The sequence below is a fragment of the Paraburkholderia phosphatilytica genome, from assembly GCF_003443895.1.
Lineage (GTDB): Bacteria > Pseudomonadota > Gammaproteobacteria > Burkholderiales > Burkholderiaceae > Paraburkholderia > Paraburkholderia phosphatilytica.
This window is the reverse complement of sequence record NZ_QQOA01000054.1, coordinates 1-24,642: the sequence shown is the minus strand read 5'-3', so window position 1 is coordinate 24,642 and position 24,642 is coordinate 1. Positions and strand designations below refer to the sequence as shown.

Annotated in this window: 23 protein-coding genes and 2 pseudogenes; 19 read left to right on the top strand and 6 right to left on the bottom strand. The window is 65.8% G+C overall.

Annotated elements, in window-relative coordinates; all coding sequences use genetic code 11:
- Nucleotides 1–9 precede the first annotated feature (9 nt).
- Both DVS29_RS33265 and DVS29_RS33260 read right to left on the bottom strand, forming a co-directional pair.
- On the bottom strand, nt 10–741 hold the full coding sequence (locus DVS29_RS33265) for a DsbC family protein (RefSeq protein ID WP_118184954.1): 732 nt from the start codon (nt 739–741) through the stop codon (nt 10–12).
- 157 nt (nt 742–898) lie between these two features.
- Entirely contained in the window at nt 899–2,071 is a 1,173-nt protein-coding gene (locus tag DVS29_RS33260; protein WP_118184952.1) for a UbiH/UbiF family hydroxylase, read from the bottom strand.
- Nucleotides 2,072–2,339: 268 nt separating this feature from the next.
- On the opposite strand from DVS29_RS33260, the gene ychF reads away from it, so the two are divergent.
- The 12 genes from ychF to DVS29_RS33200 all read left to right on the top strand — a co-directional run bounded on the left by ychF (nt 2,340) and on the right by DVS29_RS33200 (nt 15,000).
- A complete protein-coding gene (ychF, locus tag DVS29_RS33255) occupies nt 2,340–3,434 on the top strand; it encodes a redox-regulated ATPase YchF (protein ID WP_118184950.1) in 1,095 nt (364 codons plus the stop codon).
- A 272-nt stretch (nt 3,435–3,706) separates the two neighbouring features.
- The gene (gene ugpB, locus DVS29_RS33250; RefSeq protein ID WP_118184948.1) at nt 3,707–5,032 is read left to right on the top strand and encodes a sn-glycerol-3-phosphate ABC transporter substrate-binding protein UgpB; all 1,326 of its coding nucleotides are present in this window, start codon (nt 3,707–3,709) and stop codon (nt 5,030–5,032) included.
- A 105-nt stretch (nt 5,033–5,137) separates the two neighbouring features.
- Complete coding sequence (gene ugpA / locus DVS29_RS33245; protein ID WP_118184946.1) at nt 5,138–6,022, top strand: sn-glycerol-3-phosphate ABC transporter permease UgpA; 885 nt, start codon at nt 5,138–5,140, stop codon at nt 6,020–6,022.
- On the top strand, nt 6,019–6,864 hold the full coding sequence (ugpE, locus tag DVS29_RS33240) for a sn-glycerol-3-phosphate ABC transporter permease UgpE (protein ID WP_118184943.1): 846 nt from the start codon (nt 6,019–6,021) through the stop codon (nt 6,862–6,864). The genes ugpA and ugpE overlap by 4 nt, the downstream gene beginning before the upstream one ends.
- Before the next feature lie 49 nt (nt 6,865–6,913).
- On the top strand, nt 6,914–8,014 hold the full coding sequence (locus DVS29_RS33235) for a sn-glycerol-3-phosphate import ATP-binding protein UgpC (RefSeq protein WP_118184941.1): 1,101 nt from the start codon (nt 6,914–6,916) through the stop codon (nt 8,012–8,014).
- Entirely contained in the window at nt 8,011–8,292 is a 282-nt protein-coding gene (locus DVS29_RS33230; RefSeq protein WP_118184940.1) for a DUF3761 domain-containing protein, read from the top strand. Before DVS29_RS33235 ends, DVS29_RS33230 begins: the two co-directional genes overlap by 4 nt.
- Before the next feature lie 225 nt (nt 8,293–8,517).
- Nucleotides 8,518–10,185 carry an energy-dependent translational throttle protein EttA gene (gene ettA, locus DVS29_RS33225; protein WP_118184938.1) on the top strand — a complete coding sequence of 556 codons (1,668 nt, stop codon included), beginning with the start codon at nt 8,518–8,520 and terminating at the stop codon, nt 10,183–10,185.
- A gap of 92 nt (nt 10,186–10,277) precedes the next feature.
- Nucleotides 10,278–11,405, top strand: coding sequence for a DUF748 domain-containing protein (locus tag DVS29_RS33220; RefSeq protein WP_118184936.1), 1,128 nt, complete (start codon nt 10,278–10,280; stop codon nt 11,403–11,405).
- Nucleotides 11,406–11,506: 101 nt separating this feature from the next.
- Nucleotides 11,507–12,034 (top strand): 2,4'-dihydroxyacetophenone dioxygenase family protein, encoded by a 528-nt coding sequence (locus tag DVS29_RS33215; protein ID WP_118184934.1) that lies wholly within the window; start codon nt 11,507–11,509, stop codon nt 12,032–12,034.
- Between the two features lie 86 nt (nt 12,035–12,120).
- A complete protein-coding gene (locus tag DVS29_RS33210) occupies nt 12,121–13,422 on the top strand; it encodes an MFS transporter (RefSeq protein WP_118184932.1) in 1,302 nt (433 codons plus the stop codon).
- A gap of 28 nt (nt 13,423–13,450) precedes the next feature.
- A complete protein-coding gene (locus DVS29_RS33205) occupies nt 13,451–14,185 on the top strand; it encodes an SDR family NAD(P)-dependent oxidoreductase (RefSeq protein ID WP_118184930.1) in 735 nt (244 codons plus the stop codon).
- A gap of 8 nt (nt 14,186–14,193) precedes the next feature.
- Nucleotides 14,194–15,000: an IclR family transcriptional regulator gene (locus tag DVS29_RS33200; protein WP_118184928.1), complete on the top strand. Its 807-nt coding sequence runs from the start codon at nt 14,194–14,196 to the stop codon at nt 14,998–15,000.
- A gap of 14 nt (nt 15,001–15,014) precedes the next feature.
- Here the strand turns inward: DVS29_RS33200 and DVS29_RS33195 are convergent, their stop codons facing one another.
- From DVS29_RS33195 to DVS29_RS33185, 3 genes are read right to left on the bottom strand one after another with little or no spacing between them, the layout of a single operon-like run.
- Nucleotides 15,015–15,638 (bottom strand): HAD family hydrolase, encoded by a 624-nt coding sequence (locus DVS29_RS33195; RefSeq protein WP_118184926.1) that lies wholly within the window; start codon nt 15,636–15,638, stop codon nt 15,015–15,017.
- 21 nt (nt 15,639–15,659) lie between these two features.
- Nucleotides 15,660–17,474 carry an aminopeptidase P family protein gene (locus DVS29_RS33190; protein ID WP_118184924.1) on the bottom strand — a complete coding sequence of 605 codons (1,815 nt, stop codon included), beginning with the start codon at nt 17,472–17,474 and terminating at the stop codon, nt 15,660–15,662.
- Between the two features lie 19 nt (nt 17,475–17,493).
- The gene (locus DVS29_RS33185) at nt 17,494–17,748 is read right to left on the bottom strand and encodes a hypothetical protein (RefSeq protein ID WP_118184922.1); all 255 of its coding nucleotides are present in this window, start codon (nt 17,746–17,748) and stop codon (nt 17,494–17,496) included.
- Between the two features lie 200 nt (nt 17,749–17,948).
- Between DVS29_RS33185 and DVS29_RS33180 the strand changes: the two are divergent.
- The 7 genes and pseudogenes from DVS29_RS33180 to DVS29_RS33150 all read left to right on the top strand — a co-directional run.
- Nucleotides 17,949–18,572, top strand: a pseudogene (locus DVS29_RS33180) (response regulator transcription factor); the annotation flags it as partial.
- A gap of 164 nt (nt 18,573–18,736) precedes the next feature.
- Nucleotides 18,737–20,041 (top strand): glutamyl-tRNA reductase, encoded by a 1,305-nt coding sequence (hemA, locus tag DVS29_RS33175; RefSeq protein ID WP_118184918.1) that lies wholly within the window; start codon nt 18,737–18,739, stop codon nt 20,039–20,041.
- A gap of 145 nt (nt 20,042–20,186) precedes the next feature.
- Nucleotides 20,187–21,269 carry a peptide chain release factor 1 gene (gene prfA / locus DVS29_RS33170; protein ID WP_118184916.1) on the top strand — a complete coding sequence of 361 codons (1,083 nt, stop codon included), beginning with the start codon at nt 20,187–20,189 and terminating at the stop codon, nt 21,267–21,269.
- Nucleotides 21,259–22,143 carry a peptide chain release factor N(5)-glutamine methyltransferase gene (prmC, locus tag DVS29_RS33165; RefSeq protein WP_118184914.1) on the top strand — a complete coding sequence of 295 codons (885 nt, stop codon included), beginning with the start codon at nt 21,259–21,261 and terminating at the stop codon, nt 22,141–22,143. The genes prfA and prmC overlap by 11 nt, the downstream gene beginning before the upstream one ends.
- A 102-nt stretch (nt 22,144–22,245) precedes the next feature.
- On the top strand, nt 22,246–22,557 hold the full coding sequence (gene grxD / locus DVS29_RS33160; protein ID WP_118184912.1) for a Grx4 family monothiol glutaredoxin: 312 nt from the start codon (nt 22,246–22,248) through the stop codon (nt 22,555–22,557).
- A gap of 31 nt (nt 22,558–22,588) precedes the next feature.
- On the top strand, nt 22,589–23,194 hold the full coding sequence (locus DVS29_RS33155; RefSeq protein WP_118184910.1) for a UbiX family flavin prenyltransferase: 606 nt from the start codon (nt 22,589–22,591) through the stop codon (nt 23,192–23,194).
- Between the two features lie 138 nt (nt 23,195–23,332).
- Nucleotides 23,333–24,118: a DODA-type extradiol aromatic ring-opening family dioxygenase gene (locus DVS29_RS33150; RefSeq protein ID WP_118184908.1), complete on the top strand. Its 786-nt coding sequence runs from the start codon at nt 23,333–23,335 to the stop codon at nt 24,116–24,118.
- Nucleotides 24,119–24,257: 139 nt separating this feature from the next.
- On the opposite strand, the pseudogene DVS29_RS33145 reads toward DVS29_RS33150, so the two are convergent.
- Nucleotides 24,258–24,642 (bottom strand): annotated as a pseudogene (locus tag DVS29_RS33145) (amino acid:proton symporter); the annotation flags it as partial.

Here is a 24,642-nt window from a genome sequence, read left to right as displayed (position 1 = left end):
GGCGACGCATCAGTGCGTCGCTTCGTTCATGGCCTTGTTGAGCTGGTCGCCCGACACGGCGCCCGGCAGACGGCGACCGTCGGCAAGGAACACCGTCGGCGTGCCGTCAACCTTCATCGCCTGGCCCAGCGCGAGATTGCTGTCGATCGCGGCGGTATTGCAGGTGCCGGCCGCCGTGGGCGCGTGACGGTCCAGCATCCACGATTCCCAGGCCTTCGCGCGATCCGGCGAGCACCAGATCGCCTTCGACTTCACCGTCGAATCCGGCGACAGCACCGGGTACAGGAAGGTGTAGACCGTCACGTTGTCCATCGTCTTCAACGTGTTTTCAAGCTGATGGCAGTACGGGCAGTTCGGATCGGAGAACACCGCGATCTTGCGGCTGCCGTCGCCCTTCACGACCTTCACCGCATTCGCGAACGGCAGGCTCGCGAAATCGATGCGGTTGATTTCGGTCATGCGCGCCTGCGTCAGGTTCTTGCGCGACTTCGCATCGACGATGTCGCCGATGAACAGATAGTCGCCATTCGCATCGCTATAGACGATCTCCGTGCCGAGATTCACCTCGTACAACCCAGGAATCGGCGACTTCGAGATGCTCTTGATGGTCGCATCGTCGCCGATGCGCGACTGCAGCGTGGCCTTGAGCTTGTCGGTGGTCTGGTCGGCCTTGGCGGAACAGCCCAATGCCGTGGCAGCGATCACCACAACGAGCGCGGCGAGACGGGAAAAGCGTTTCATGTCGTATTCCTGATGGTGCGTCCTGCCCGATCGCGATTCGCACAACGCCGGCGTATCTCGATCGGGCCGGCTGCGCGGCGAATACCGCGCAGCCTGGGTTGAGTCGGATCCGGATTCGCGTTCCGTGCCGCGAACCGCATGAGGTTTCGGGTTCCTGCTAGCCGAGCGCGGCGGTGACGAGCCAGCGCTTCAACAGCGGCTGCGCGCCGACGGCGGCCATGCCGACATTGCGCACCGCACGCGCGAGATGCCCGGGCACCGCAAAAAGGCGCTGCAGTCCGTCGGTCGCGACCGTCAGCGCGCGGATGTCTTCGCGGCGGGCGCGCTCGTAGCGGCGCAGCAACACCGCGTCGCCGAGATCGCGGAACGCTTCTTTCGCGGCGATCACTTCGGCGAGCGACGCGACGTCGCGCAGCCCGAGGTTCATGCCCTGCCCCGCGAGTGGATGGATCAGATGCGCCGCATCGCCGACCAGCGCCACCCGCGGCGCGATCAGCCGGTCCACCGTTTGCAGCGCGAGCGGAAATCCCTGCGCCGGCGTCACGCATTCGAGCTGGCCGAGCGTGCCGAGCGTCACGCGCTCAACCTCGGCCGCGAGCTGCTCCGGCGCGAGAGCGATCAGCTCCTGCGCATGCTCCGTGCGCGCGGACCACACGAGCGACACGTGACCGGCGGGCATCGGCAGCAGCGCGATGATCTCGCCGTCGCGAAACCACTGGTACGCAACTTCGCCATGCGGCTTTTCCGCCTTGAAGTTGGCGACCACTCCGGTCTGCCGGTAGTCGCGGCGCACCATCTTCGAACCGATCTGCGCGCGCACCCACGAATGCGCGCCATCCGCGCCGATGATCAGGTCGGCCGCGATTACCTTGCCGTCCGCGAGGCCGACCACGCCCGCGTCCGTCTTCACGTCGAGCGCCTGAGCGCGGGTGTCGAGCCACGTGAGATTCGGCTGGAAGCGCAGCGCGGAATCGAGCGCGCGTTCGACCACCGACGACTCGACGATCCACGCGAGCTGCGGCACGGACGCCTGGAATGCGGAGAAATGCAGTTCGGCATGCGCATCGCCATAGACGCGCATGTCATAGACGGGTGCAAGCCGCGATGCGTCGAGCGCCTGCCACACGCGCAGCCGTTCGAGCAGCGCCTGGGAACTCGACGACAGCGCATACACGCGCGCATCGAACGGCGCCGACGCCGGCAGCGGCGCACACGGGCTCGCGAGCAGCGCCACGCGAAGGCCGCCCAGCGTGAGCGCAAGCGCGGCCGTCTTGCCGACGAGGCCGCCGCCGATCACGGCGACATCGAATGTCTGAGGGTGTGCAGTCATCGTTGCATTATAGCTGTGGCGCGTTGCCGGGCATGGCGATGCGGCACCGCGGCGCAGCCCGTACAGGCGCCTGCGGACGGCATCCGGAACGCCCGGCCGGCGTCGCGCTGACGGCCAGGCACGAGGCGCGCCGCCCGGCCGCACGGCCAGACAGGGTTACAATTGCGGTTTTCCGTGACCGCTTCCCGTGCGCAGCCGCTCCCGTCGGCGCCCGCGGTCCCGCGCCGCCTCGCGGCGCGCGCCATCATCAGCTTGATAGAGACACTTCATGAGCCTCAAATGCGGCATCGTCGGCCTGCCTAACGTCGGCAAGTCCACCCTGTTCAACGCGCTGACCAAGGCGGGCATCGCCGCCGAAAACTACCCGTTCTGCACGATCGAGCCGAACGTCGGCATCGTCGAGGTGCCGGACGCGCGCCTGACGGCGCTTGCCGGAATCGTGAAGCCGGAGCGCATCGTGCCGGCGGTCGTGGAGTTCGTCGACATCGCGGGCCTCGTGGCCGGCGCGAGCAAGGGCGAAGGGCTCGGCAACCAGTTTCTCGCGAACATCCGCGAAACCGACGCGATCACGCACGTCGTGCGCTGCTTCGAAGACGACAACGTGATTCACGTCGCCGGCAAGGTCGACCCGCTGTCGGACATCGAGGTGATCAACACCGAACTCGCGCTCGCCGACCTCGGCACGGTCGAGAAGTCGCTCGCGCGGTATTCGAAAGCCGCGAAGTCGGGCAACGACAAGGAAGCGGCGAAACTCGTCGCGGTGCTGGAAAAGGTGCGAGCTCAACTCGACCAGGCAAAGGCGGTGCGCGCGCTGGATCTGTCGGACGAGGAAGAGGCGCTGTTGAAGCCCTTCTGCCTGATCACCGCGAAGCCGACGATGTACGTCGCGAACGTAAAGGAAGACGGCTTCGAGAACAACCCGCACCTGGACGCGATCCGCAAGTACGCGGAAGCGGAGAAGGCGCCGGTGGTCGCCGTGTGCGCGGCGATCGAAGCCGAGATCGCCGATCTCGCGGATGAAGACAAGGAAGTGTTCCTCGCCGACATGGGCATGGACGAGCCGGGCCTGAACCGCGTGATCCGCGCGGGTTTCAAGCTGCTCGGACTGCAGACCTACTTCACGGCGGGTGTGAAGGAAGTGCGTGCGTGGACGATTCACATCGGCGACACCGCGCCGCAGGCGGCGGGCGTGATCCACACGGACTTCGAGCGCGGCTTCATCCGCGCGCAGACCATCGGCTTCGACGACTACATCGCGTACAAGGGCGAACAGGGCGCGAAGGAAGCCGGCAAGATGCGCGCGGAAGGGAAGGAATACGTCGTGCACGACGGGGATGTGATGAATTTTCTGTTTAACGTGTGATGGGAAGTTCGTCCGTACGGGCGAACCAGCACAATCAAAGAAGCCCGCGACACACATTCGCGGGCTTTTTTGTATCCGGAGCGAACGCACCGGGAGTGGCGGTACTGCGAAAAATGTTAAATGCTCACCCGTTGCCCCATCAACCACAGTTATCCAAACCGAATGGGCGCATACCTCCACACCAGGGTATTCGCCAAGCATGAACTGTCACAGAACGTAAATACAATCGCGCAATTCATAACCAGCCCGTCATCCGCAAAGGAGACCAAACGATGGATTGCAAGCCCCTTTTCCGTTCGCTGTCGGTCGCGGCCGTTCTCGCGCTCGGCGTTGCGCAAAGCGCGCACGCCACCACGGAAATCCAGTTCTGGCATGCGATGGAAGCCGCCCTCGGCGAGCATCTGAACGACATCGCCAACGACTTCAACAAGTCCCAGAGCGACTACAAGATCGTGCCCGTTTTCAAGGGCACCTACGATCAGACGCTCGCAGCCGGCATCGCTGCCTACCGCAGCGGCAACGCCCCCGCGATCCTGCAGGTCTATGAAGTTGGCACCGCAACGATGATGCAGGCGAAGAAGGCCGTCCTGCCGGTCTCCGAACTGTTCAAGCAGACCGGCGTGCCGCTCGACGAAAAGGCCTTCGTGCCGACCATCGCGAGCTACTACAGCGACGCGAAGACGGGCGGTCTCGTGTCGATGCCGTTCAACAGCTCGACGCCGGTCCTGTACTACAACAAGGACGCCTTCAAGAAGGCTGGTCTCGATCCCGAGCAGCCGCCGCGCACGTGGGATGAACTCGAGGCCGACGCGAAGAAGCTGAAGGCATCGGGCATGTCGTGCGGCTATTCGTCGGGATGGCAGAGCTGGATCCAGCTCGAAAACTACAGCGCCTGGCACGGCGCGCCGTTCGCGACCGAAAACAACGGCTTCGACGGCCTCGACGCGCAGCTCGAATTCAACAAGCCGCTGCAGATCGCGCATATCCAGTTCCTGCAGAACATGGCGAAGGAAGGCACGTTCACGTATGTGGGCCGCAAGGATGAGCCGGTGTCGAAGTTCTACAGCGGCGAGTGCGGCATCATCACCAATTCGTCCGGCTCGCTCGCGACGATCAAGAAGTACGCGAAGTTCAACTTCGGCACCGGCATGATGCCGTACGACCAGAGCGTGAAGGGCGCGCCGCAGAACGCGATCATCGGCGGCGCGAGCCTGTGGGTGCTGTCCGGCAAGGACGAAAACACCTACAAGGGCGTCGCGAAGTTCCTCGCGTATCTGACCTCGCCGGCGGTCGCCGCGAAGTGGCATCAGGACACGGGCTACCTGCCGGTCACGACCGCTGCGTACCAGCTGACGCAGCAACAGGGCTTCTACGCGAAGAACCCGGGCAGCGAAACCGCGATCAAGCAGATGCTGAACAAGCCGCCTCTGCCGTTCACGAAGGGCCTGCGTCTTGGCAACATGCCGCAGATCCGTACCATCATCGACGAAGAGCTCGAGCAGGTGTGGGCGGACAAGAAGTCGCCGAAGGATGCGCTCGACTCGGCCGTAGCACGCGGCAACGAACTGCTGCGTCGCTTCCAGCAGCAAGGCAGCTAAGCATTCAAGCAGCACAACGCAGGCAGTTTGAATCCGCGCGCGCGGCGTGGCCAGAAGGCTGCGTCGCGCGTGCGCGCATCGCCTCATCAACCCAGGATAGTCTCGATGGACAAGCGTTCCCGCTTCGGCACCAGCGTCCTGCCCTACCTGCTCGTCGCGCCGCAACTCGCGATCACGGTGGTCTTCTTCCTGTGGCCCGCCGGCGTCGCGCTATGGCAGTCCACGCAGACCCAGGACGCATTCGGCACGTCGAGCGTGTTCGTCGGGCTCAAGAATTTCCAGCAGCTGTTCGCCGATCCACTGTACCTGTCGTCGTTCGAGACGACGATGATCTTCTGCGCGCTCGTCACCGTCAGCGGCCTCGTGATCTCGCTGCTGCTCGCAATGTGCGCCGACCGCGTGACGCGCGGCGCGAAAGCCTACCAGACGCTGCTGATCTGGCCGTACGCCGTCGCGCCGGCGATCGCGGCGGTGTTGTGGTCGTTTCTGTTTAACCCGAGCATCGGGCTCGTCACCTACGCACTCGCGAAGTACGGCATCGTCTGGAATCACGCGCTGAACGCGGGTCAGGCGATGTTCCTCGTGGTGCTCGCTTCGGTGTGGCAGCAGGTCAGCTACAACTTCCTGTTCTTCTATGCGGGCCTGCAGGCGATCCCGCGTTCGCTGATCGAAGCGGCCGCGATCGACGGCGCGGGTCCGCTGCGCCGCTTCTTCGGCATCGCGGTGCCGCTGCTGTCGCCGACCACCTTCTTCCTGCTCGTCGTCAATCTGGTCTACGCGTTCTTCGACACCTTCCCGGTGATCGATGCGGCAACGGGCGGCGGCCCCGCGCAATCCACCCGCACGCTGATCTACAAGATCTTCGCGGAAGGCTTCCAGGGGCTCGACATCGGCAGCTCGGGCGCGCAGTCAGTCGTGCTGATGCTGATCGTCGTCGGCCTGACAGTCGTGCAGTTCCGCTTCATCGAGCGAAGGGTGCAATACGCATGATCGAAAATCGCCGTGGTTTCGACCTCTTCTGCCACGCGACGCTGATCGTCGGCGTGCTGCTCGTCGTGTTCCCCGTGTACGTCGCGTTCTGCGCGGCGACGATGAACGCGCACGAAGTGTTCACGGTGCCGCTGTCGCTCGTGCCGAGCTCGCACCTGTTCGAAAACATCAAGACCGTCTGGACGCACGGCAGCGGCAACGCTGCCGCGCCCTTCGGCGACATGCTGCTGAACAGTCTCGTGATGGCGCTCGTGATCGCGATCGGCAAGATCGCCGTGTCGATGATCTCCGCGTACGCGATCGTGTTCTTCCGCTTTCCGTTCCGGCAGACGGCGTTCTGGCTGATCTTCGTCACGCTGATGCTGCCGGTGGAAGTGCGCATCTTCCCGACCGTGCAGGTGGTGGCGTCGATGCATCTGACCAACACGTATGCGGGCCTGACGCTGCCGCTGCTCGCATCGGCGACGGCGACGTTCCTGTTCCGCCAGTTCTTCCTGACGCTGCCCGACGAGCTGATGGAGGCCGCGCGCATCGACGGCGCGGGCGCACTGCGGTTCCTGTGGGACGTCGTGCTGCCGCTGTCGAAGACCAACATCGCGGCGCTCTTCGTGATCACCTTCATCTACGGCTGGAATCAATACCTGTGGCCGATCCTGATCACGAACGAGCAGTCGATGCTGACCGCCGTGGTGGGCATCAAGAGCATGATCGCGTCGGGCGACACCGCCACCGAATGGCATCTCGTGATGACCGCGACACTGCTCGCGATGCTGCCGCCGCTCGTCGTCGTGCTGACGATGCAGCGCTGGTTCGTGCGCGGCCTCGTCGACGCCGAGAAATGACCGAACAACCGACAAGCAAACGGCAAGAACCGATAACAGGGCACACGCGATGGCTGCACTCACCCTCAACAGCGTAAAGAAAACCTACGACGGCAAGCAGTTCGTGCTGCACGGCATCGACGTCGACGTGAAGGACGGCGAATTCGTCGTGATGGTCGGCCCGTCGGGCTGCGGCAAATCGACGTTGCTGCGGATGGTCGCCGGGCTCGAAAGCATCTCGGACGGCACGGTGTCGATCGACGGCAAGGTGGTCAACCAGCTCGAGCCGAAGGATCGCAACATCGCGATGGTGTTCCAGAATTACGCGCTCTATCCGCACATGACGGTCGCGCAGAACATGGGCTACGCGCTGAAGATCGCGGGCGTGGAGCGTACGGAAATCGAGCGGCGCGTGGCGGGCGCGGCGAAGATTCTCGAACTCGAGGCGCTGCTCGAACGCCGGCCGCGCGAGCTGTCGGGCGGGCAGCGCCAGCGTGTCGCGATGGGCCGCGCGATCGTCCGCGAACCGGCGGTGTTCCTGTTCGACGAACCGCTGTCGAATCTCGATGCGCGGCTGCGCGTGCAGATGCGCCTCGAAATCCAGCGGCTGCACGCGCGGCTCGCCACCACCAGCCTCTACGTGACGCACGACCAGATCGAAGCGATGACGCTCGCGCAGCGTGTGATCGTGATGAACCGCGGCCACGCCGAGCAGATCGGCGCGCCGACTGAAGTGTACGAGCGCCCCGCGACGGTGTTCGTCGCGAGCTTCATCGGCTCGCCGGGCATGAATCTGATCAAAGGCCGCATCGACGACCGCGGCTCCGCGTTCGTCGTCGCCGACGGCGGCCCGACCCTGCCGCTCGTCAGCGTGCCGTGCATCGGCCGCGAGGTCGCGGCGGGACGCGAGTGGATCCTGGGCATCCGCCCCGAACATCTGACGCCGGCAGCCGACGGCGGCGCGCACGCCGCGTCGTCGGCGACGCTCGTCGTCGATTCGTGCGAACTGCTCGGCGCCGACAATCTCGCGCACGGCCGCTGGGGCTCGCACGACGTGACGGCGCGGCTGCCTCACGCGCACCGTCCGGCGTCCGGCGAAGCGCTGACGGTGTCGCTGCCGGCGCGGCATCTGCACTTCTTCGATCCTGAAACGGGACGTCGCGCCAATTGAGATTGCAAAAACTCGCCTCGCTCGCCGCCGTCCTGCTGCTCGCCGGCAGCACGGCGTTCGCGTATCAGCCGGCTGGCCAGGCGCCCGACGGGGCCGACCTCAGCAACCATCACACGTACCAGAACCGCGACGGCGACACAGTGCACGCCCCCGCCCGCTCGCTGTCCGGCAAAGCCCCCGAAGGCGCCACGGCTGGTTGTCGTGACGGTACTTACAGCTTCAGCCGCCATCACAGCGGCACCTGCTCGCGCCACGGTGGCGTCGCGCAGTGGCTGTAGTGCGCCCAGGCAAACCGCGGCCCGATTCCTGCTCCCCTCCCCGCGTTGGCCGCGCGCCGCGCGCGAACGCCTTGTCCTGACGGCATAGGCGATCGCTGCGGCCCTGGCCCCGAAGTACAATGGCGATTCTCCCGCGCGCCGGCCCGCCGGCGCGCCCGGGACCCGTTCACCCTGCCGTCCGCCCTGCTTGTCTGGGCACGCGGCGTCAATGCCTGATACACACACATGGCCCAATACGTCTTCACCATGAACCGGGTCGGCAAGATCGTGCCGCCCAAACGCCAGATCCTGAAGGACATCTCGTTGTCGTTCTTTCCGGGCGCGAAGATCGGTCTGCTCGGCTTGAACGGTTCGGGCAAGTCCACGCTGATCAGGATCATGGCCGGCGTCGACAAGGACATCGAAGGCGAAGCCACGCCGATGCCGAACCTGAACATCGGCTATCTGCCGCAGGAGCCGCAGCTCGATCCGCAGAAGACCGTGCGCGAAGCAGTCGAGGAAGGCCTCGGCGAAGTGTTCGGCGCGCAGAAGAAGCTGGACGAAATCTATGCGGCGTACGCGGAGCCGGACGCCGACTTCGACGCGCTCGCGGCCGAACAGGCGAAGTACGAAGCGATCCTCGCCGCGAGCGATGGCGGCAGCCCCGAACAGCAGATCGAAGTGGCCGCGGACGCGCTGCGCCTGCCGCCGTGGGACGCGAAGATCGAGCACCTGTCGGGCGGCGAAAAGCGCCGCGTCGCGCTGTGCAAGCTGCTGCTCGAAAAGCCCGACATGCTGCTGCTGGATGAGCCAACCAACCACCTCGACGCGGAATCGGTCGAATGGCTCGAGCAGTTCCTCACGCGCTTTCCGGGCACCGTCGTCGCGGTCACCCACGATCGCTACTTCCTCGACAACGCGGCGGAGTGGATTCTCGAACTCGACCGCGGCCACGGCATTCCGTGGAAGGGCAACTACAGCAGCTGGCTCGACCAGAAGGAAGAGCGCCTGAAGCAGGAAGAGGCGTCGGAATCGGCGCGCCAGAAAGCGATCAAGAAGGAACTGGAGTGGGTGCGCCAGAACCCCAAGGGCCGTCAGGCGAAATCGAAGGCGCGTATCGCGCGCTTCGAGGAACTCAACAGCCAGGACTACCAGAAGCGCAACGAGACGCAGGAAATCTTCATTCCGGTCGGCGACCGTCTCGGTAACGAGGTGTTCGAGTTCAAGAACGTGAGCAAGTCGTACGGCGATCGCCTGCTGATCGACAACCTGAGCTTCAAGGTGCCGCCGGGCGCGATCGTCGGCATCATCGGGCCGAACGGCGCCGGTAAGTCCACGCTGTTCCGCATGCTGACGGGCCGCGAGCAGCCGGACTCGGGCGAAATCGCGGTCGGGCCGACGGTCAAGCTCGCGTACGTCGACCAGAGCCGCGATGCGCTCGACGGCTCGAAGACGGTGTTCGAAGAGATCTCGGGCGGCGCGGATGTGCTCACGGTCGGCAAGTACGAGACGCCGTCGCGCGCGTACATCGGCCGCTTCAACTTCAAGGGCGGCGACCAGCAGAAGGTGGTCGGCAACCTGTCGGGCGGCGAACGCGGCCGTTTGCATCTCGCGAAGACGCTGATCGCGGGCGGCAATCTGCTGCTGCTCGATGAACCGTCGAACGATCTGGACGTCGAAACGCTGCGGGCGCTCGAAGATGCGCTGCTCGAATTCGCCGGCTCCGTGATGGTGATTTCGCACGACCGCTGGTTCCTCGACCGGATCGCGACGCACATCCTCGCGTTCGAGGGCGATTCGCAGGTGACGTTCTTCGACGGCAACTACCAGGAATACGAAGCGGACAAACGCCAGCGTCTGGGCGAAGAGGCCGCACGACCGAAGCGCCTGCGCTACAAGCCGATCTCGCGGTAAGCATGCAGTCGTCACGACGCCGCGCGCAATCCCCACGACGCGCGCGGCGCTTCGGCAGTTCGACGCGCGACAGCGCATACGAGGAACGAGGCATGGCGATGTCGAAGGGCAAACGCATGGCCTTAGCCGCACTTGGCGGCGTCGTGCTGCTGGTCGTGCTCGCGCTGGTGGCGCTCTATGTCGCGCAGCGCGAGGTGAAGTCTCGCGTCGTGCAAGCGTTGGCGCCGATCGGCAGCGCGGAGCGCATCGACGTCGGACTGACCGAGGTCAAGCTCGTAAACGTGCAGCTGAAGGCGCCCGCCGACTGGCCCACGCCGTATTCGCTGCACGCCGACACGATCACGCTGGTCCCCGATCTGCGCGACCTGCTCGCGCGGCGCATGCACATACGCAGCGTCACGGTGCAGGGCTTCGATCTGCCGCTGGTGCGCTCAGCAGGCGGCCGCCTCGAAATTCTGCCGAACCTGCGCGACTCGCTAAAGCAGACAACGTCGGCGAGCGGCGGTCCGGGCGGCGGCCCGGAAATGCCGCGCGAGAAGCAGATCGACAGCGTCGTGTTCCAGCAGGGCGTGTTCAACTTCTACGACCGGTCCGTCAGCAACCCGCCGTATCACATCGCAGTGAAGAACGCGCAGGCCAAAGTCGGCCCGCTGCATCTGCCCGATCTCACCGATCCCACCAATCTCGACGTCACCGGTTCGATCGCCGGTCCGCAGCACACGGGTACGGTCTCGTTCTCCGGCTGGATCGTGATTTCCAGTAAGGACTCGCAGACCACGACCAACCTTCAGGGCGTCGACATCGCAACGCTCGATCCGTATCTGCTGAAAAAAACCGGCGCACACGCGCAGGTGAAGAGCGGCACGGTCGATCTGCACGTGACGTCGACGGTGCGCAACTATCAGCTTCACGCGCCGGGTACGGTGACGCTGCACAACCTGCAGCTCGACAGCAGCGGCAATCCGGTCGACACCTTCCTCTCCATCCCGACTCAGGCTATCGTCGCGGCGCTCAAGCATCACAACGGCGACATCACGCTGCACTTCGAGCTCGACGGCAACCTGCGCGATCCGAAGTTCTCCGTCAACGAAAGCCTGCTGACCAAGATCGGCGCAGGGCTCGCGGGCGCGCTCGGCGTGAGCGTGGAAGGCGTCGCGAACGGCGTCAACGACACGGTCAAAGGCCTCGGCAACGCGCTGAAGAATCTGCTCGGCAAGTAAATCGTCGTCCACGCCGGTTGCTTGACAACCGGTCGAATCAGGCAGAGCATTTGTCCATAATACGATCGATTGATCCATATTATGGACAGCGAGGAGATGTGATGCCCGCCCCCTCCAGCGGCGTCGACGCCATGACGCCCTATCAGCTTCCCAATCCGCCCGAAGCGCAGCGCGAAATCGTCGTCGAATCGGCCATCCCGCAGGACGAACGTCTATGGGTGCCGCAGGCGGAGAACGTGTGGTTCCGCCCGCTGTGCCTGAACGTGTCGACCGGTTACTGGATGAACCTGCTGCGCGTGCGCAAGTCCGGCGTGCTGAGCCGTCATCGCCATCCGCAGGCGGTGCACGGCCTGGTGCTCAAAGGGCGCTGGCGCTATCTGGAGCACGACTGGGTCGCGAACGAAGGCAGCTACGTGTTCGAGCCGCCCGGCGAGACGCACACGCTCTACGTGCCGGAAGACGTCGAGGAGATGATCACGTACTTCCAGGTGAACGGCGTCATGTACTACTGCGACCCGTACGGCAACTACACCGGCTACGAAGACGTGTTCACGAAGCTCGACATGTGCCGCGCCCATTACGAACGCGTGGGCCTCGGCGCGAGTTACGTCGACCAGTTCGTGCGATAGGCGGATCACCCAGGCATTACCGACGCTTCATCCAGGCAGTCACCACGCACCTTCCACAGACTCGTACGAGCATCGGAGGAGACATCATGCAGGAGAAGACACCACGCATCCGGCGCATCCAGTGGATCGCGCTCGTCATTCTGACGCTGGCCGGCATCGTCAACTATCTGGACCGCAGCACGCTGTCCATCGCCAATCATTCGGTGAGCGGCGAACTCGGTCTGTCCGCATCGCAGATGGGTCTGCTGTTGTCCGCGTTCTCGTTTTCCTATGCGTTCTCGCAGCTGCCGATGGGCGCGCTGCTCGACCGTTTCGGCGCGCGCGTGATGCTCGGCCTCGGCATGTTCGTGTGGTCGTGCGCGCAACTGTGCGGCGGGCTCGTGCGAACGCTGCCGCAGTTTCTCGTCGCGCGGATCGCGCTCGGCATCGGTGAAGCGCCGCAGTTTCCGGCTGGCGCAAAGGTGGTGAGCGAATGGTTCGCGCTGCGCGAACGGGGCCGGCCAACCGGCATCTTCACCACGTCGTCGACGATCGGCCCGGCGCTCGCGCCGCCGATCCTCACCGTGCTGCTGCTCTGGATCGGCTGGCGCGGCATGTTCGTCGTGATGGGCGTGCTCGGCATCGCGGTGGCCGTCGGCTGGTATCTCGTCTATCGCAATCGCGCCGAAATATCGCTCGCGCCTGACGAGGTCAAGCATCTGACCGAGGAAGAACCGCTCGCGCGGCTCGAACGCCGGATGACCTTCGCGGAATGGCGCGGCCTGTTCGCCTCGCCCACTACGTGGGGCATGATCTTCGGCTTCATGGGCGTGATCTACATGGTGTGGCTGTACCTCACGTGGCTGCCCGCGTATCTCGAACACGAACGGCATCTGACGATCGCGAAGACTGGCTGGATCGTGTCGATTCCGTATATCTTCGGCACGCTCGGCATGCTGTCGAGCGGCTTCATCGCGGATGGTCTGATGGCGAGCGGCATGGCGCGCATGCGCAGCCGCAAGTGGCCGATCTGCACGGGCCTGATCGGCGCCGCGGTATTCACGGTGCCCGCCGCCTACACGCCGAACCTCACGCTCGCGATCGTCTATCTGTCGCTCGCGATGTACTTCGTCAATCTCGCGAGCGGCGCCGCGTGGGCGCTCGTCAGCGTCGCCGCGCCCCGGCATCTCGTCGCGTCGCTCGGCAGCATCCAGAACTTCGGCGGCTATTTCGGCGGCTCGTTCGCGCCGTTCATCACGGGCGTGGTGGTCGACCGCACGCACTCATTCGTCAACGCGTTTCTGATCAGCGCCGGCGTGTCGTTCGCGGCGGCGCTCGTGTACATGTTCGTCGTTCGCGTGCCGATTGCGGAGACCGCCGATCGGGGCGCGTCCGTCGAACTCGCCTGACCTTTCATCGCAGGAAACAGCAAGCATCATGACGTTTCAACCGGATCTGTTCGCAGGCAAAACGGCCGTCGTCACTGGCGGCACGCAGGGAATCGGCGCGGGCATCGCGCGACAGCTCGCGGCGCTCGGCGCGCGCGTGATCGCAGCCGCGCTCTCGCCCACCGACGAGCAGCGCAGCACGCTCGCCGCGGAGAGCATCGAGGTCGCGCCGCTCGACGTCGCGTCGAGGGCGGACGTCGATGCGCTGTTCGCGTCGCTGACGTCGCTCGATGTGCTGGTCAACTGTGCGGGCGTGATCCGCCGCCAGCAGCAGGAGCTCGACCCCGATGTGTTCGCGCAGGTCGTCGACGTGAACCTGACCGGCACGATGCGCTGCTGCGCGGCCGCGCGACCGTTGCTGCGCGCGAGCGGCGGCGCGATCGTCAACACGGCATCGATGCTGAGCTTTTTCGGCGGTGGCCTCGTGCCCGGTTATAGCGCGAGCAAAGGCGGCGTCGCGCAACTGACGAAGTCGCTCGCGATCGCGTATGCGGCGGACCGGATTCGCGTAAACGCGGTCGCGCCGGGCTGGATCGCGACGCCACTCACGCAGGCGCTGAAGGACGACGACTCGCGCTCGCGGGCGATACTCGACCGCACGCCGCTCGGCCGTTGGGGCTCGCCCGACGACATAGGGCCCGCGGTCGCGTTTCTGTGTTCGCCGGCAGCATCGTTCATCACGGGCGTCGTGTTGCCCGTCGATGGCGGCTACCTCGTCGCGTGAGTCGCCGCATGAAAGTCATCGCTACCGACAGCGCGCTCGAAGCCGCCCGAGCCACCGGCACCGCCGCCTTCGCGAAGTTCATGACGGTGCTGCAGCTGATCGCCGATGCCGGGCAGGCGCCGAGCGTGCCGCAACTGGCAGTCGCGAGCGGCTTTCCGCGGCCAACTGTGTATCGGATCGTCGGTGCGTTGATCGCCGAAGGGTTGGTCGTGGAAAGCCAGCGTGGCGGCACGTTCGAACTGGGGCCGCGGCTGCTGACGCTCGCGAGCCGCAGCTGGGAACGCTCGGACTTGCGCGTTGCCGCAACCGATGCGTTGCAGGCGCTGCGCGACGCGACTCAGGAAACCGTGCACCTCGCGGTGCGCAGCGGCAGCGAGATGGTCTACATCGAGAAGCTGGAGAGTCCGCATGCGGTGCGGATGGCGTCGCGCATCGGCACGCGTGTCACGCTGTATTCGAGCTCGGTCGGCAAGGCGTGGCTCGCATCGCTCGACGTAACGGCGCGCGATGCATTGCTCGACAGCCTGACGCTCGCGCGCTTCACGCCGAACACGATCACCGACCGCGCGGCACTGCGCGCCGAACTCGATGCGACGCGCGAACGCGGCTACGCGGAAGACCGTGAGGAAAACGAAGCACAGATCTTTTGCTACGGCAGCGCGATTCCCGGCTCGGATGGATCACCGGTGGCGTGCATCAGTGTGAGCATTCCGCTGTTTCGCCGCAGCGACACGCCGCTCGACACCTATGTGGCGCCGCTGCGCGCGGCGTGTGCCGCGGTGGCCGAACGGCTCGGTCCGGCGCCGGCCCGCTAGGTCCGCAAGTTGTCTTAAACCGGCAGACCGAGTTCGCGCAGCCGGGCATCGGTCTGCGCATTGTCGACGTGATGGATGCCATGCCAGCCGAGCGACGTTGCGGCTTCGGCATTCTTCGGATTGTCGTCGATGAAGACGATCTCGTGCGGCTGCACGTCGGGCAGCGCCGCGTGGATGCGGCGGGTCATCTCGTCGTAGATCGCGCGGTCCGGCTTGATCAGGCCGACGCGGCCCGACACGACGATATCGCGGAAGCGCCGGAGGATCGGGAAGTTGTCCCACGCATACGGGAATGTCTCGGCCGACCAGTTCGTCAGACCGAACAGCGGCACGCCGGCCGCGTCGAGCTTTTCGAACGTCGCCACGCCGCCGTCCAGCAGTCCGCCGATCATCTCGTGCCAGCGCGAGTAGAACGCGCGGATCAGCGCTTCATGCTCAGGAAACCGCGCGACCAGCTGCTCCGTGCCTTCGGCGAGCGGCTGGCCGCCATCCTGACGCACCACCCAGTCCATCGTGCAGACGTTCGCGAGAAACCACTCGCGTTCGGTCTCGTCGGGAATCAGCTGACGGTACAGATGACGCGGATTCCAGTCGACGATCACGCCGCCAAAATCGAATACGACCGCCTTGATCGGCATGCGTGGGCTCCGTCGCGCGGGTCAGATGGGCTGCGTGCGCGTGTCGAGCCACGCCTTCGCATCGCCCGTCACATGCGGCGATACGCGGGTACGCACCATCTCGTGATACGCGTTGAGCCATGCGCGCTCGTCGTCGCGCAGCAGCGAAAGCTCGATGCAGCGCGTATCGATCGGGCACAGCGTGAGCGTCTCGAACTCGAGGAAGTCGCCGAATTCCGTCTTTTCGGCTTCGCGGTTCAACACGAGATTCTCGATCCGCACGCCCCAGCGACCCGGCCGGTAGATGCCCGGCTCGACCGACGTGATCATGCCCGACTCCATCGCCGTCCACGCTTCGGCCGCCGCAGCGTGCGCGATCACCTGCGGACCTTCGTGCACGTTCAGGAAATAGCCGACGCCGTGCCCCGTGCCATGGCCGTAGTCCATGCCCGCTTCCCAGATCGGCTGGCGCGCGATTGCGTCGAGCATCGGCGAACGGACGCCGCGCGGGAAATGCGCGCGCGACAACGCCATCATGCCCTTCAGCACCACCGTGAAGTCGCGACGCTGCTCGGCGCTGACGGTGCCGACCGGCACGACGCGCGTGATGTCGGTGGTGCCGCTCAGGTACTGGCCGCCCGAATCGATCAGCAGCAGACCGTTGCCTTCGATCGTCGCGTGGTCCGCAGGCGTGGCGCGGTAGTGCGGCATCGCGCCGTTCCCGTTGAAGCCGGCGATCGTCGCGAAGCTCAGCGTCACGAAGCCGGGGCGGCGCGCGCGGGCGGCGGTCAGTTTTTCGTCGATGGTGAGCTCGGTGATCGTCTCGCGGCCGAGTGCGCTTTCGAACCACGCGAAGAACTCGGCGAGCGCGGCGCCGTCCTGCTCCATCGTCGCGCGGACGTGCGCGGCCTCGGCCTCGGTCTTGCGCGACTTGAAGAACGTGCTCGGATTCACCGCCTCGACCACCTTCACACCCTGCGGCACCGACTGCAGCGAACCGAACGTGATGCGGCGCGGGTCGATCAGGAGCGTCGCACCGGCGGGCAGTGCGGCGAGCGCCGCGGCAGTTTTCGCATACGGCTCGACCTGCACGCCGTCGCGCGCCAGTGCATCGGCGAGATCCGCCGACACCTTGCCGTCCGTGACGAACAGCGACGCGTGTTCGAGTCCGATCAGCGCGTGCGCGAGGAACACCGGGTTGTAGTTGACGTCGGCGCCGCGCAGGTTGAAGAGCCACGCGAGATCGTCCAGCGTCGACACGAAGTGCCACTGCGCGCCCTTCTCGCGCATCTGCTGGCGAACTCGTTCGAGCTTGTCGGCGCGCGTCAGGTCGGCGTGCGGCGCGACGTGTTCGTACACCGTTTCCACCGGCAAGGTTGGGCGCTGCGGCCAGATCGTGTCGAGCAGATCGACGTCGGTGCGCAGCTTGACGCCGCGTGCGGTCAGCGCCGCATCGAGGGCGCGGGCGGCCGCGAGTCCCAGCACTGCGCCGTCGACGCCGACCGTGCCGCCGGACGGCACGTTCTCCGCGAGCCACTCGACGTGCGGCTGCGTCTGCTGGCCGCCCAGCATCTTCATCAGTTGCACGCCGGTGCCGGCGAGCTGCGCTTCGGCCTGGGTCCAGTAGCGGCTGTCCACCCAGAGGCCGGCGAACGTACCGGTCACGACCAGCGTGCCGACGGAGCCGGTGAAACCGGACAGCCACTGGCGCCCCTGCCAGCGGCCGGGCAGATATTCGGACAGGTGCGGATCGGCCGAGGGGATCAGGTACGCGGCGAGGCCCGCATCGGTCATCGCACGGCGCAGCAGCGCGAGACGCTCGGGAATGGTGGTGGGATCGGAAAGTCGGGCGTTCATGGTAGTAACCTGCAAGCAATCATCGACGGGACAGCAGGCCGACCGTCACGGCCACAAAGATCAGCGCAAGGCCGGCGCAGACCGGCCATTCGAGCGTATCGCCATCGTGGAAGAGGCCGGTCACGTTGCCGGCCATCGAGGCAAGCACCGCGCCCAGCACGCCGGCAAGGCCGCCGAGCCATGCACGGGCGCGACTCGTGCGGCGCAGCGGGTGCAGCCACCAGCCCGCCAGACCGATCGCCGCGCCCAGCACCACGATACCGAGCCAACCCATCAATCACGCCCCGCGCACAAATTCAGATTAGTCTCATGGGCGGGGGACGTATCGACAGCTAGCATTTTTATCTCATTAACAGATCGCAAGTCAGCACGGCGCTTTCCGCGTAGCGGTTGAGTTTAGGGGTCAGGGATAGCTTTAGGCAAGCAGACACTATCCTGTCATTATCCCGCGCCGGTCCCGCTGCCGCGCTCTTCATGCGAATCGCCCTTCTCGAGCCCGACCTCCGGCATGCGGAAATCGTCAACCGGCTGCTGTTCGCCGGCGGCCACGTCTGCCAGCACTTCACCTCCGCCGCTGCGCTTCTCACCTGCGCCCGCGCCGAAACCTTCGACCTTCTGATCACCGAAAACTGGGGCGGCGACCTGCCCGCCGACGAGGTAATCGCCCGCCTGCACCAGCTACTGCCGGGGCTGCCCGTCATCGTCATGCTGAGCGCACCTCGCGAAAGCGAGGTGGTGGCCTGCCTGCACGCCGGCGCCGACGACTGCGTCGCAAAGCCCGTACGCGGACCCGAAATGCTCGCGCGCGTGGACGCGATCCTGCGCCGCACCGGAATCCGCCGGCCGCGCAACCGCGCCCGCGATACCTTCGGCGAATACGCATTCGATCCGGTGCGATATTCGGTCACCTTTCGGGGCCGGACCGCGACACTTACACCGAAGGAATTCCGCTTCGCCCACCTGCTGTTCGCGAACCTGTCCCGCCCCGTGTCCCGCGCCCATATCCTGGAGACGGTCTGGGGGCGCCGCCGCGACATCCGGTCGCGCACGCTGGATACGCATGCGTCACGGGTCCTGAACAAGCTGGACCTGCGCCCGTAGCACGGCTACAGCCTGAAGCCGCTCTACGGCTACGGTTATCAGTTGAATCAGGTACTTGCGGACGACCCCGACATCGGTAAAGGCTGCGTCCCGGTATCAGTCGACCCGAATGAAAGACTGTCGGAACCGCTATAATATGGGGCTTAACGATAGCCCCACTTATGCATCTGCTCACGATCGGAATCAATCACCACACCGCGCCCGTCGCCTTGCGCGAACGCGTGGCGTTTCCGCTCGAACAGATCAAACCCGCGCTGGCCCTGTTCAAGGAGGCGTGGCAGTCGCGTACCGGCGCGCGGCCAACCCTCGAACGGGCCGCGCCTGAGGCGGCGATTCTCTCCACCTGCAACCGCACCGAGCTCTACTGCGCAACCGACGACCAAGCGGTGCGCGAAGCCGCGCTGCAGTGGCTGTCGAAGTACCACAACCTGCCGGTCGAGACACTCGCCCCCCACGTCTATGCGCTGCCGCAGTCCGAGGCGGTGCGCCATGCCTTCCGGGTCGCCTCCGGGCTCGATTCGATGGTGCTCGGCGAAACCCAGATCCTCGGCCAGATGAAGGATGCGGTCCGCACCGCGTCCGAAGCGGGCGCGCTCGGCACCTATCTGAACCAGCTGTTCCAGCGCACGTTCGCGGTTGCGAAAGAAGTGCGCGGCACGACGGAAATCGGCGCGCAGTCGGTTTCGATGGCGGCGGCCGCCGTGCGCCTCGCGCAGCGCATCTTCGACAAGATCGCGAACCAGCGGGTGCTCTTCATCGGCGCCGGCGAGATGATCGAGCTGTGCGCGACGCACTTCGCCGCGCAGCAGCCGCGCGAACTGGTCGTCGCGAACCGCACCGCCGAACGCGGCGCGCGGCTCGCGCAGCGCTTCAACGGTCACGCGATCCCGCTCGCCGATCTGCCCACGCGCATGCACGAGTTCGACATCATCGTGTCCTGCACGGCGTCCACGCTGCCGATCATCGGCCTGGGCGCCGTCGAGCGCGCGATCAAGGCGCGGCGTCACCGCCCGATCTTCATGGTCGACCTCGCGGTGCCGCGCGACATCGAGCCCGAAGTCGGTCAGCTTGAAGACGTGTTCCTGTACACCGTCGACGACCTCGGCGCGATCGTTCGCGAGGGCAATGCGTCGCGGCAGGCCGCGGTCGCGCAGGCCGAGGCGATCATCGAAACGCGCGTGCAGAACTTCATGCAGTGGCTCGACGCACGCAGCATCGTGCCGGTGATCCGCCACATGCACACCCAGGCCGATGCGCTGCGTCGCGCCGAAGTCGAACGCGCGCAGAAGATGCTCGCGCGCGGCGACGACCCCGCCGCCGTGCTCGAAGCCTTGTCGCAGGCGCTCACGAACAAGCTGATCCACGGCCCCACTCACGCGCTTAACAGCGCGAGCGGCAACGATCGCGACTCGCTCATCGAGCTGATGAGCGGCTTCTATCGCCACAACCATCCGTCGGACCGTTAGCGGCGCTCTGCCGCTTCGCGCTCCCGCGCCGACCGCTTCGCATCGTCCTTCGCAGCATTCCGGTCCGGCAGCGCACTTCCGGGTCCACACCCTGCTTCATTCGATCCAGCCGTTCTTTCCGGAATCCGTTTCCGCACACCGTCCGATGAAAACGAGCATGCAAAGCAAGCTCGACCAGCTCACCACCCGGCTGGCCGAACTGAACGATCTGTTGAGCCGCGGCGACGTCACCGCGAATCTCGACCAATACCGCAAGCTGACCCGCGAGCACGCGGAGCTTGGGCCGGTTGTCGAGCACTACGGCTTGTGGCGCCAGGCGCTGAACGACGAAGCGACCGCGCAGGAGCTGCTGTCGGACGCGTCGATGCGCGAGTTCGCCGAAGAGGAAGTACGCGGCGCACGCGACCGGATGGCGCAGCTCGAAACCGAACTGCAGAAGATGCTGCTGCCGAAAGACCCGAACGACGAGCGCAACATCTTCCTCGAAATTCGCGCGGGCACCGGCGGCGACGAATCCGCGCTGTTCGCCGGCGACCTGCTGCGCATGTACCTGCGCTATGCGGAGCGCAATCGCTGGCAGGTCGAGATGATGTCGGCGAGCGAATCGGATCTTGGCGGCTACAAGGAAGTGATCGTGCGGATCGCGGGCGAGGCGGCGTATTCGAAGCTCAAGTTCGAGTCCGGCGGCCATCGCGTGCAGCGTGTGCCGGCCACCGAAACGCAGGGTCGCATCCACACGTCGGCCTGCACCGTCGCGGTGATGCCGGAAGCCGACGAAATCGGCGAGGTCGAGATCAATCCGGCCGATCTGCGCATCGACACGTTCCGCGCGTCCGGCGCCGGCGGCCAGCACATCAACAAGACGGATTCGGCGGTGCGGGTCACGCACATGCCGACGGGGATCGTCGTCGAATGTCAGGACGACCGCTCGCAGCACAAGAACAAGGACCGTGCGCTGAAGGTGCTCGCGGCCCGCATCAAGGACAAGCAGTACCACGAGCAGCACGCGAAGGAAGCCGCGACCCGCAAGAGCCTGATCGGCTCGGGCGACCGCTCGGAACGCATTCGCACGTATAACTTCCCGCAGGGGCGGCTCACCGATCACCGGATCAATCTGACGCTGTACCGTCTCGAAGCGCTCATGGAAGGCGACCTCGACGAGCTGATCGCCGCGCTCGTCACCGAGCATCAGGCCGAGCTGCTCGCGTCGCTCGGCGATGCGGCGTGAGCGCTGTGGAGAGAACTGCTTGAGCATCAGCGTGGATACCGTCGACAGTCTGCTGCGCGCGTCGCCGTTGCCATCGCTCGAAGCGCGGATCCTGCTCGGACACGCGCTCGGCTGGCGCCGCACGGAGCTGATCACGCGCGCCGGTGAAGCGTTGCCCGCGGACGCGGTGACGAACTATCGGACGCTCGAAGCGCGGCGTGTGGCGGGCGAACCGGTCGCGCAGCTGATCGGCTCGCGCGAGTTTTTCGGCCTCGACTTCGAGGTCACGCCCGACGTGCTGATTCCCCGCCCTGAAACCGAACTGCTGGTCGAAACGGCGCTGGCCGCGCTCGATGGCATCGCACGCCCACGCGTGCTCGATCTCGGCACGGGGACCGGCGCGATCGCCGTCGCGATCGCCGCTGAACGGCCGGATGCGGACGTGACCGCCGTCGACCGTTCACCGCACGCACTCGCCGTCGCTGCGCGCAACGCGGCGAAGCTGCTCGACGCATCGCGCGCGGGCGGCCCGCTGCGCTGCATCGAAAGCAGCTGGTACGACGCGCTCGATGCCGCGACGACACCGCGCTTCCACGCGATCGTCAGCAACCCGCCGTACATCGCCCGCAACGACCCGCATCTCGACGAAGGCGACCTGCGCTTCGAACCGCGCGGCGCGCTGACTGACGAAGCGGACGGGCTGGATGCGATCCGCGCGATCGTCGCGGGCGCGTCCGGCTGGCTGCTGCCCGACGGCGTGCTGTGGCTCGAACACGGCTACGACCAGGCCGCCGCGGTGCGCGCGCTGCTCGAAGCCGCGGGCTTCAGCGAAGTGGAGTCGCTGCGCGACCTCGCGGGCATCGAGCGGATCAGCGGCGGCGTGCTGCGCGGGTGAGCGCGCGAGCCCACGCGCCGCACCGCCGTCAGCCCCACCGCACGAAATCCGCTATCATTTCAGCCTGTCTTCACCCTTTTCAGAAACCGCAAGGTCAGCCTCATGGACACGCAACAACGCATCCAGCAAATCGTCGACGAGAACCAGGTCGTCCTCTTCATGAAGGGCACTGCGCAATTTCCGATGTGCGGCTTCTCGGGTCGTGCGATCCAGATTCTGAAGGCCTGCGGCGTCGATGCGCCGAAGACCGTCAACGTGCTCGAAGACGACGCGATCCGCCAGGGCATCAAGGAATTCTCGAACTGGCCGACCATTCCGCAGCTCTACGTGAAGGGCGAGTTCGTCGGCGGCTCGGACATCATGATGGAGATGTACCAGTCGGGCGAGCTGCAACAGCTGTTCGCCGCGGCTTAAGCGCCGCTTCTTTCGCGACGCGCCGCCCGCCATGTCGCTTTCGCGTGCCGCGGCGCCTCGCCGGCTCGTCGTCGCCATCACCGGCGCGACGGGCGCCCTCTACGGCATCCGCCTTCTGCAGATGCTGCGCCGCGTCGGCGGCGTCGAATCGCATCTGCTGATCTCCAGCGCCGGCTGGCTCAATATCCAGCACGAGCTCCAGCTCACGAAAGACGAGGTGCATCCGCTTGCCGACGTCGTGCACTCGGTGCGCGATATCGGCGCGAGCATCGCATCGGGTTCGTTCGCGACGGCCGGCATGGTGATCGCGCCGTGCTCGATGAAAACGCTCGCGAGCGTTGCGCATGGCCTCTCCGACAACCTGATCACCCGCGCCGCCGACGTCACGCTGAAGGAGCGCCGCCGGCTCGTGCTGCTCGTGCGCGAGACGCCGTTCAACCTCGCGCATCTGCGCAACATGACCGCGGTGACCGAGATGGGCGGCGTGATCTTTCCGCCGCTGCCTGCGTTCTACCAGCGGCCGGCATCGATCGAGGAGATGGTCGATCACAGCGTCGCGCATGTGCTCGACCTGTTCTCGCTCGGCGAACCGCTCTCGCCGGCGTGGCCGGGGCTGCGCGGCTCCGTAGACGAATAGCCAGCCGTATAGCCGTCCAGTCGATTCCCAACCGGCACGAGACAATCAATTCCAGCGGCGCCGTTTATTTCTGACGGGTGCGCCCCTATTCTCTACGGCAACCTCACCTTTCGGGTCGCCTTGCCGGCGACCGCCGCCATGAACCGCTTACCGTCGTTGTACCTGTCGCACGGCTCGCCGACGCTGCCGATCGACCCCGCGTTGCCGTCGGCTGAATTCGCGACGCTGTCCAACGCGCTTCCGCGCCCCGACGCCATCCTGATGCTGTCCGCGCACTGGGGCACGCTCGCGCCCGTCGCGAGCACAGCCGAAACGCCGGAGACGATCCACGACTTCTACGGCTTCCCGCGCGCGCTCTACGAGATCGAATACCCGGCGCCGGGCGCACCGGACGTCGCGCGCCGCGCCGCGCAGGCGTTGCGCGACCACGGCATCGAATCCGCCACGCAGCCGTATGGTCTCGACCACGGCGCATGGGTGCCGATGCTGCTGATGTTCCCGCAGGCGGACGTGCCCGTCGCCCAGCTGTCGATCCAGCCGCGCATGGATCCGGCGCACCACTTCCGCGTCGGCCGTGCGCTGCGGGCGTTGCGCGACGAGGGCGTGATGGTGATCGGCTCCGGCCAGATCACCCACAATCTGCGCGCGGCGGATTTCTCGGCGCGGCGGGAGGATGCGGACCCGCGCGTCGACGAGTTCATCGAATGGTTCGAAACGCGTCTTGCCGCGCACGACATCGATGCCCTGCTCGACTACCGCCGCCAGGCGCCGCATGCAGCGTTGATGCACCCGACCGACGAGCACCTGCTGCCAGTCTTCTCCGCACTCGGCGCGGCGGACGACGACTACACGCTCGACATCCAGTCGCTCGGCACCTACCAGCGCGTGCTGGCGATGACGAACTACGTGTTCGGGACGGCGTAAGCGCCTGAGCGAAGGCGCCTTCGCAAGGACGACAGCCGAAAAAAAGCCCGTCGGACCGTTGGGGTCCGACGGGCTTTTTGCTTGCCTCCCGCGCCGCCGCTACGCACAGCCGCAGCGCGAGAAAACCGGTACAGCGTGATCAGGCGCCGATGCCTTCGAGAATTTCGTCGTGCGTCTCACGCTCATCGAGATACGACGAACGATACCCCGACTTCACGCCCCAGAAATAAAACACCAGCGACACCACGATCACCGTCAGCATGTCCCAGCCGTACGGAATCACGTCGTGGCCGCCGAACTGTTTGCTGCCGATCAGCGACAGCAGCGCCATGATCGGCAGGTACGCAACCAGCCACCACGCCGCCTTCATGTCCTGGTTGAAGCCCGTGAAGCCCACCTTCGCCTGGTAGTAGAAGAACACCGGCAGCGCCACGACCATCAGCAGGATGATCTCGCCCGTCAGCGGCCACTTCGCCCAGTACAGGATCAGCGATGCACACACGAACGCGAACGGCGCGATCACC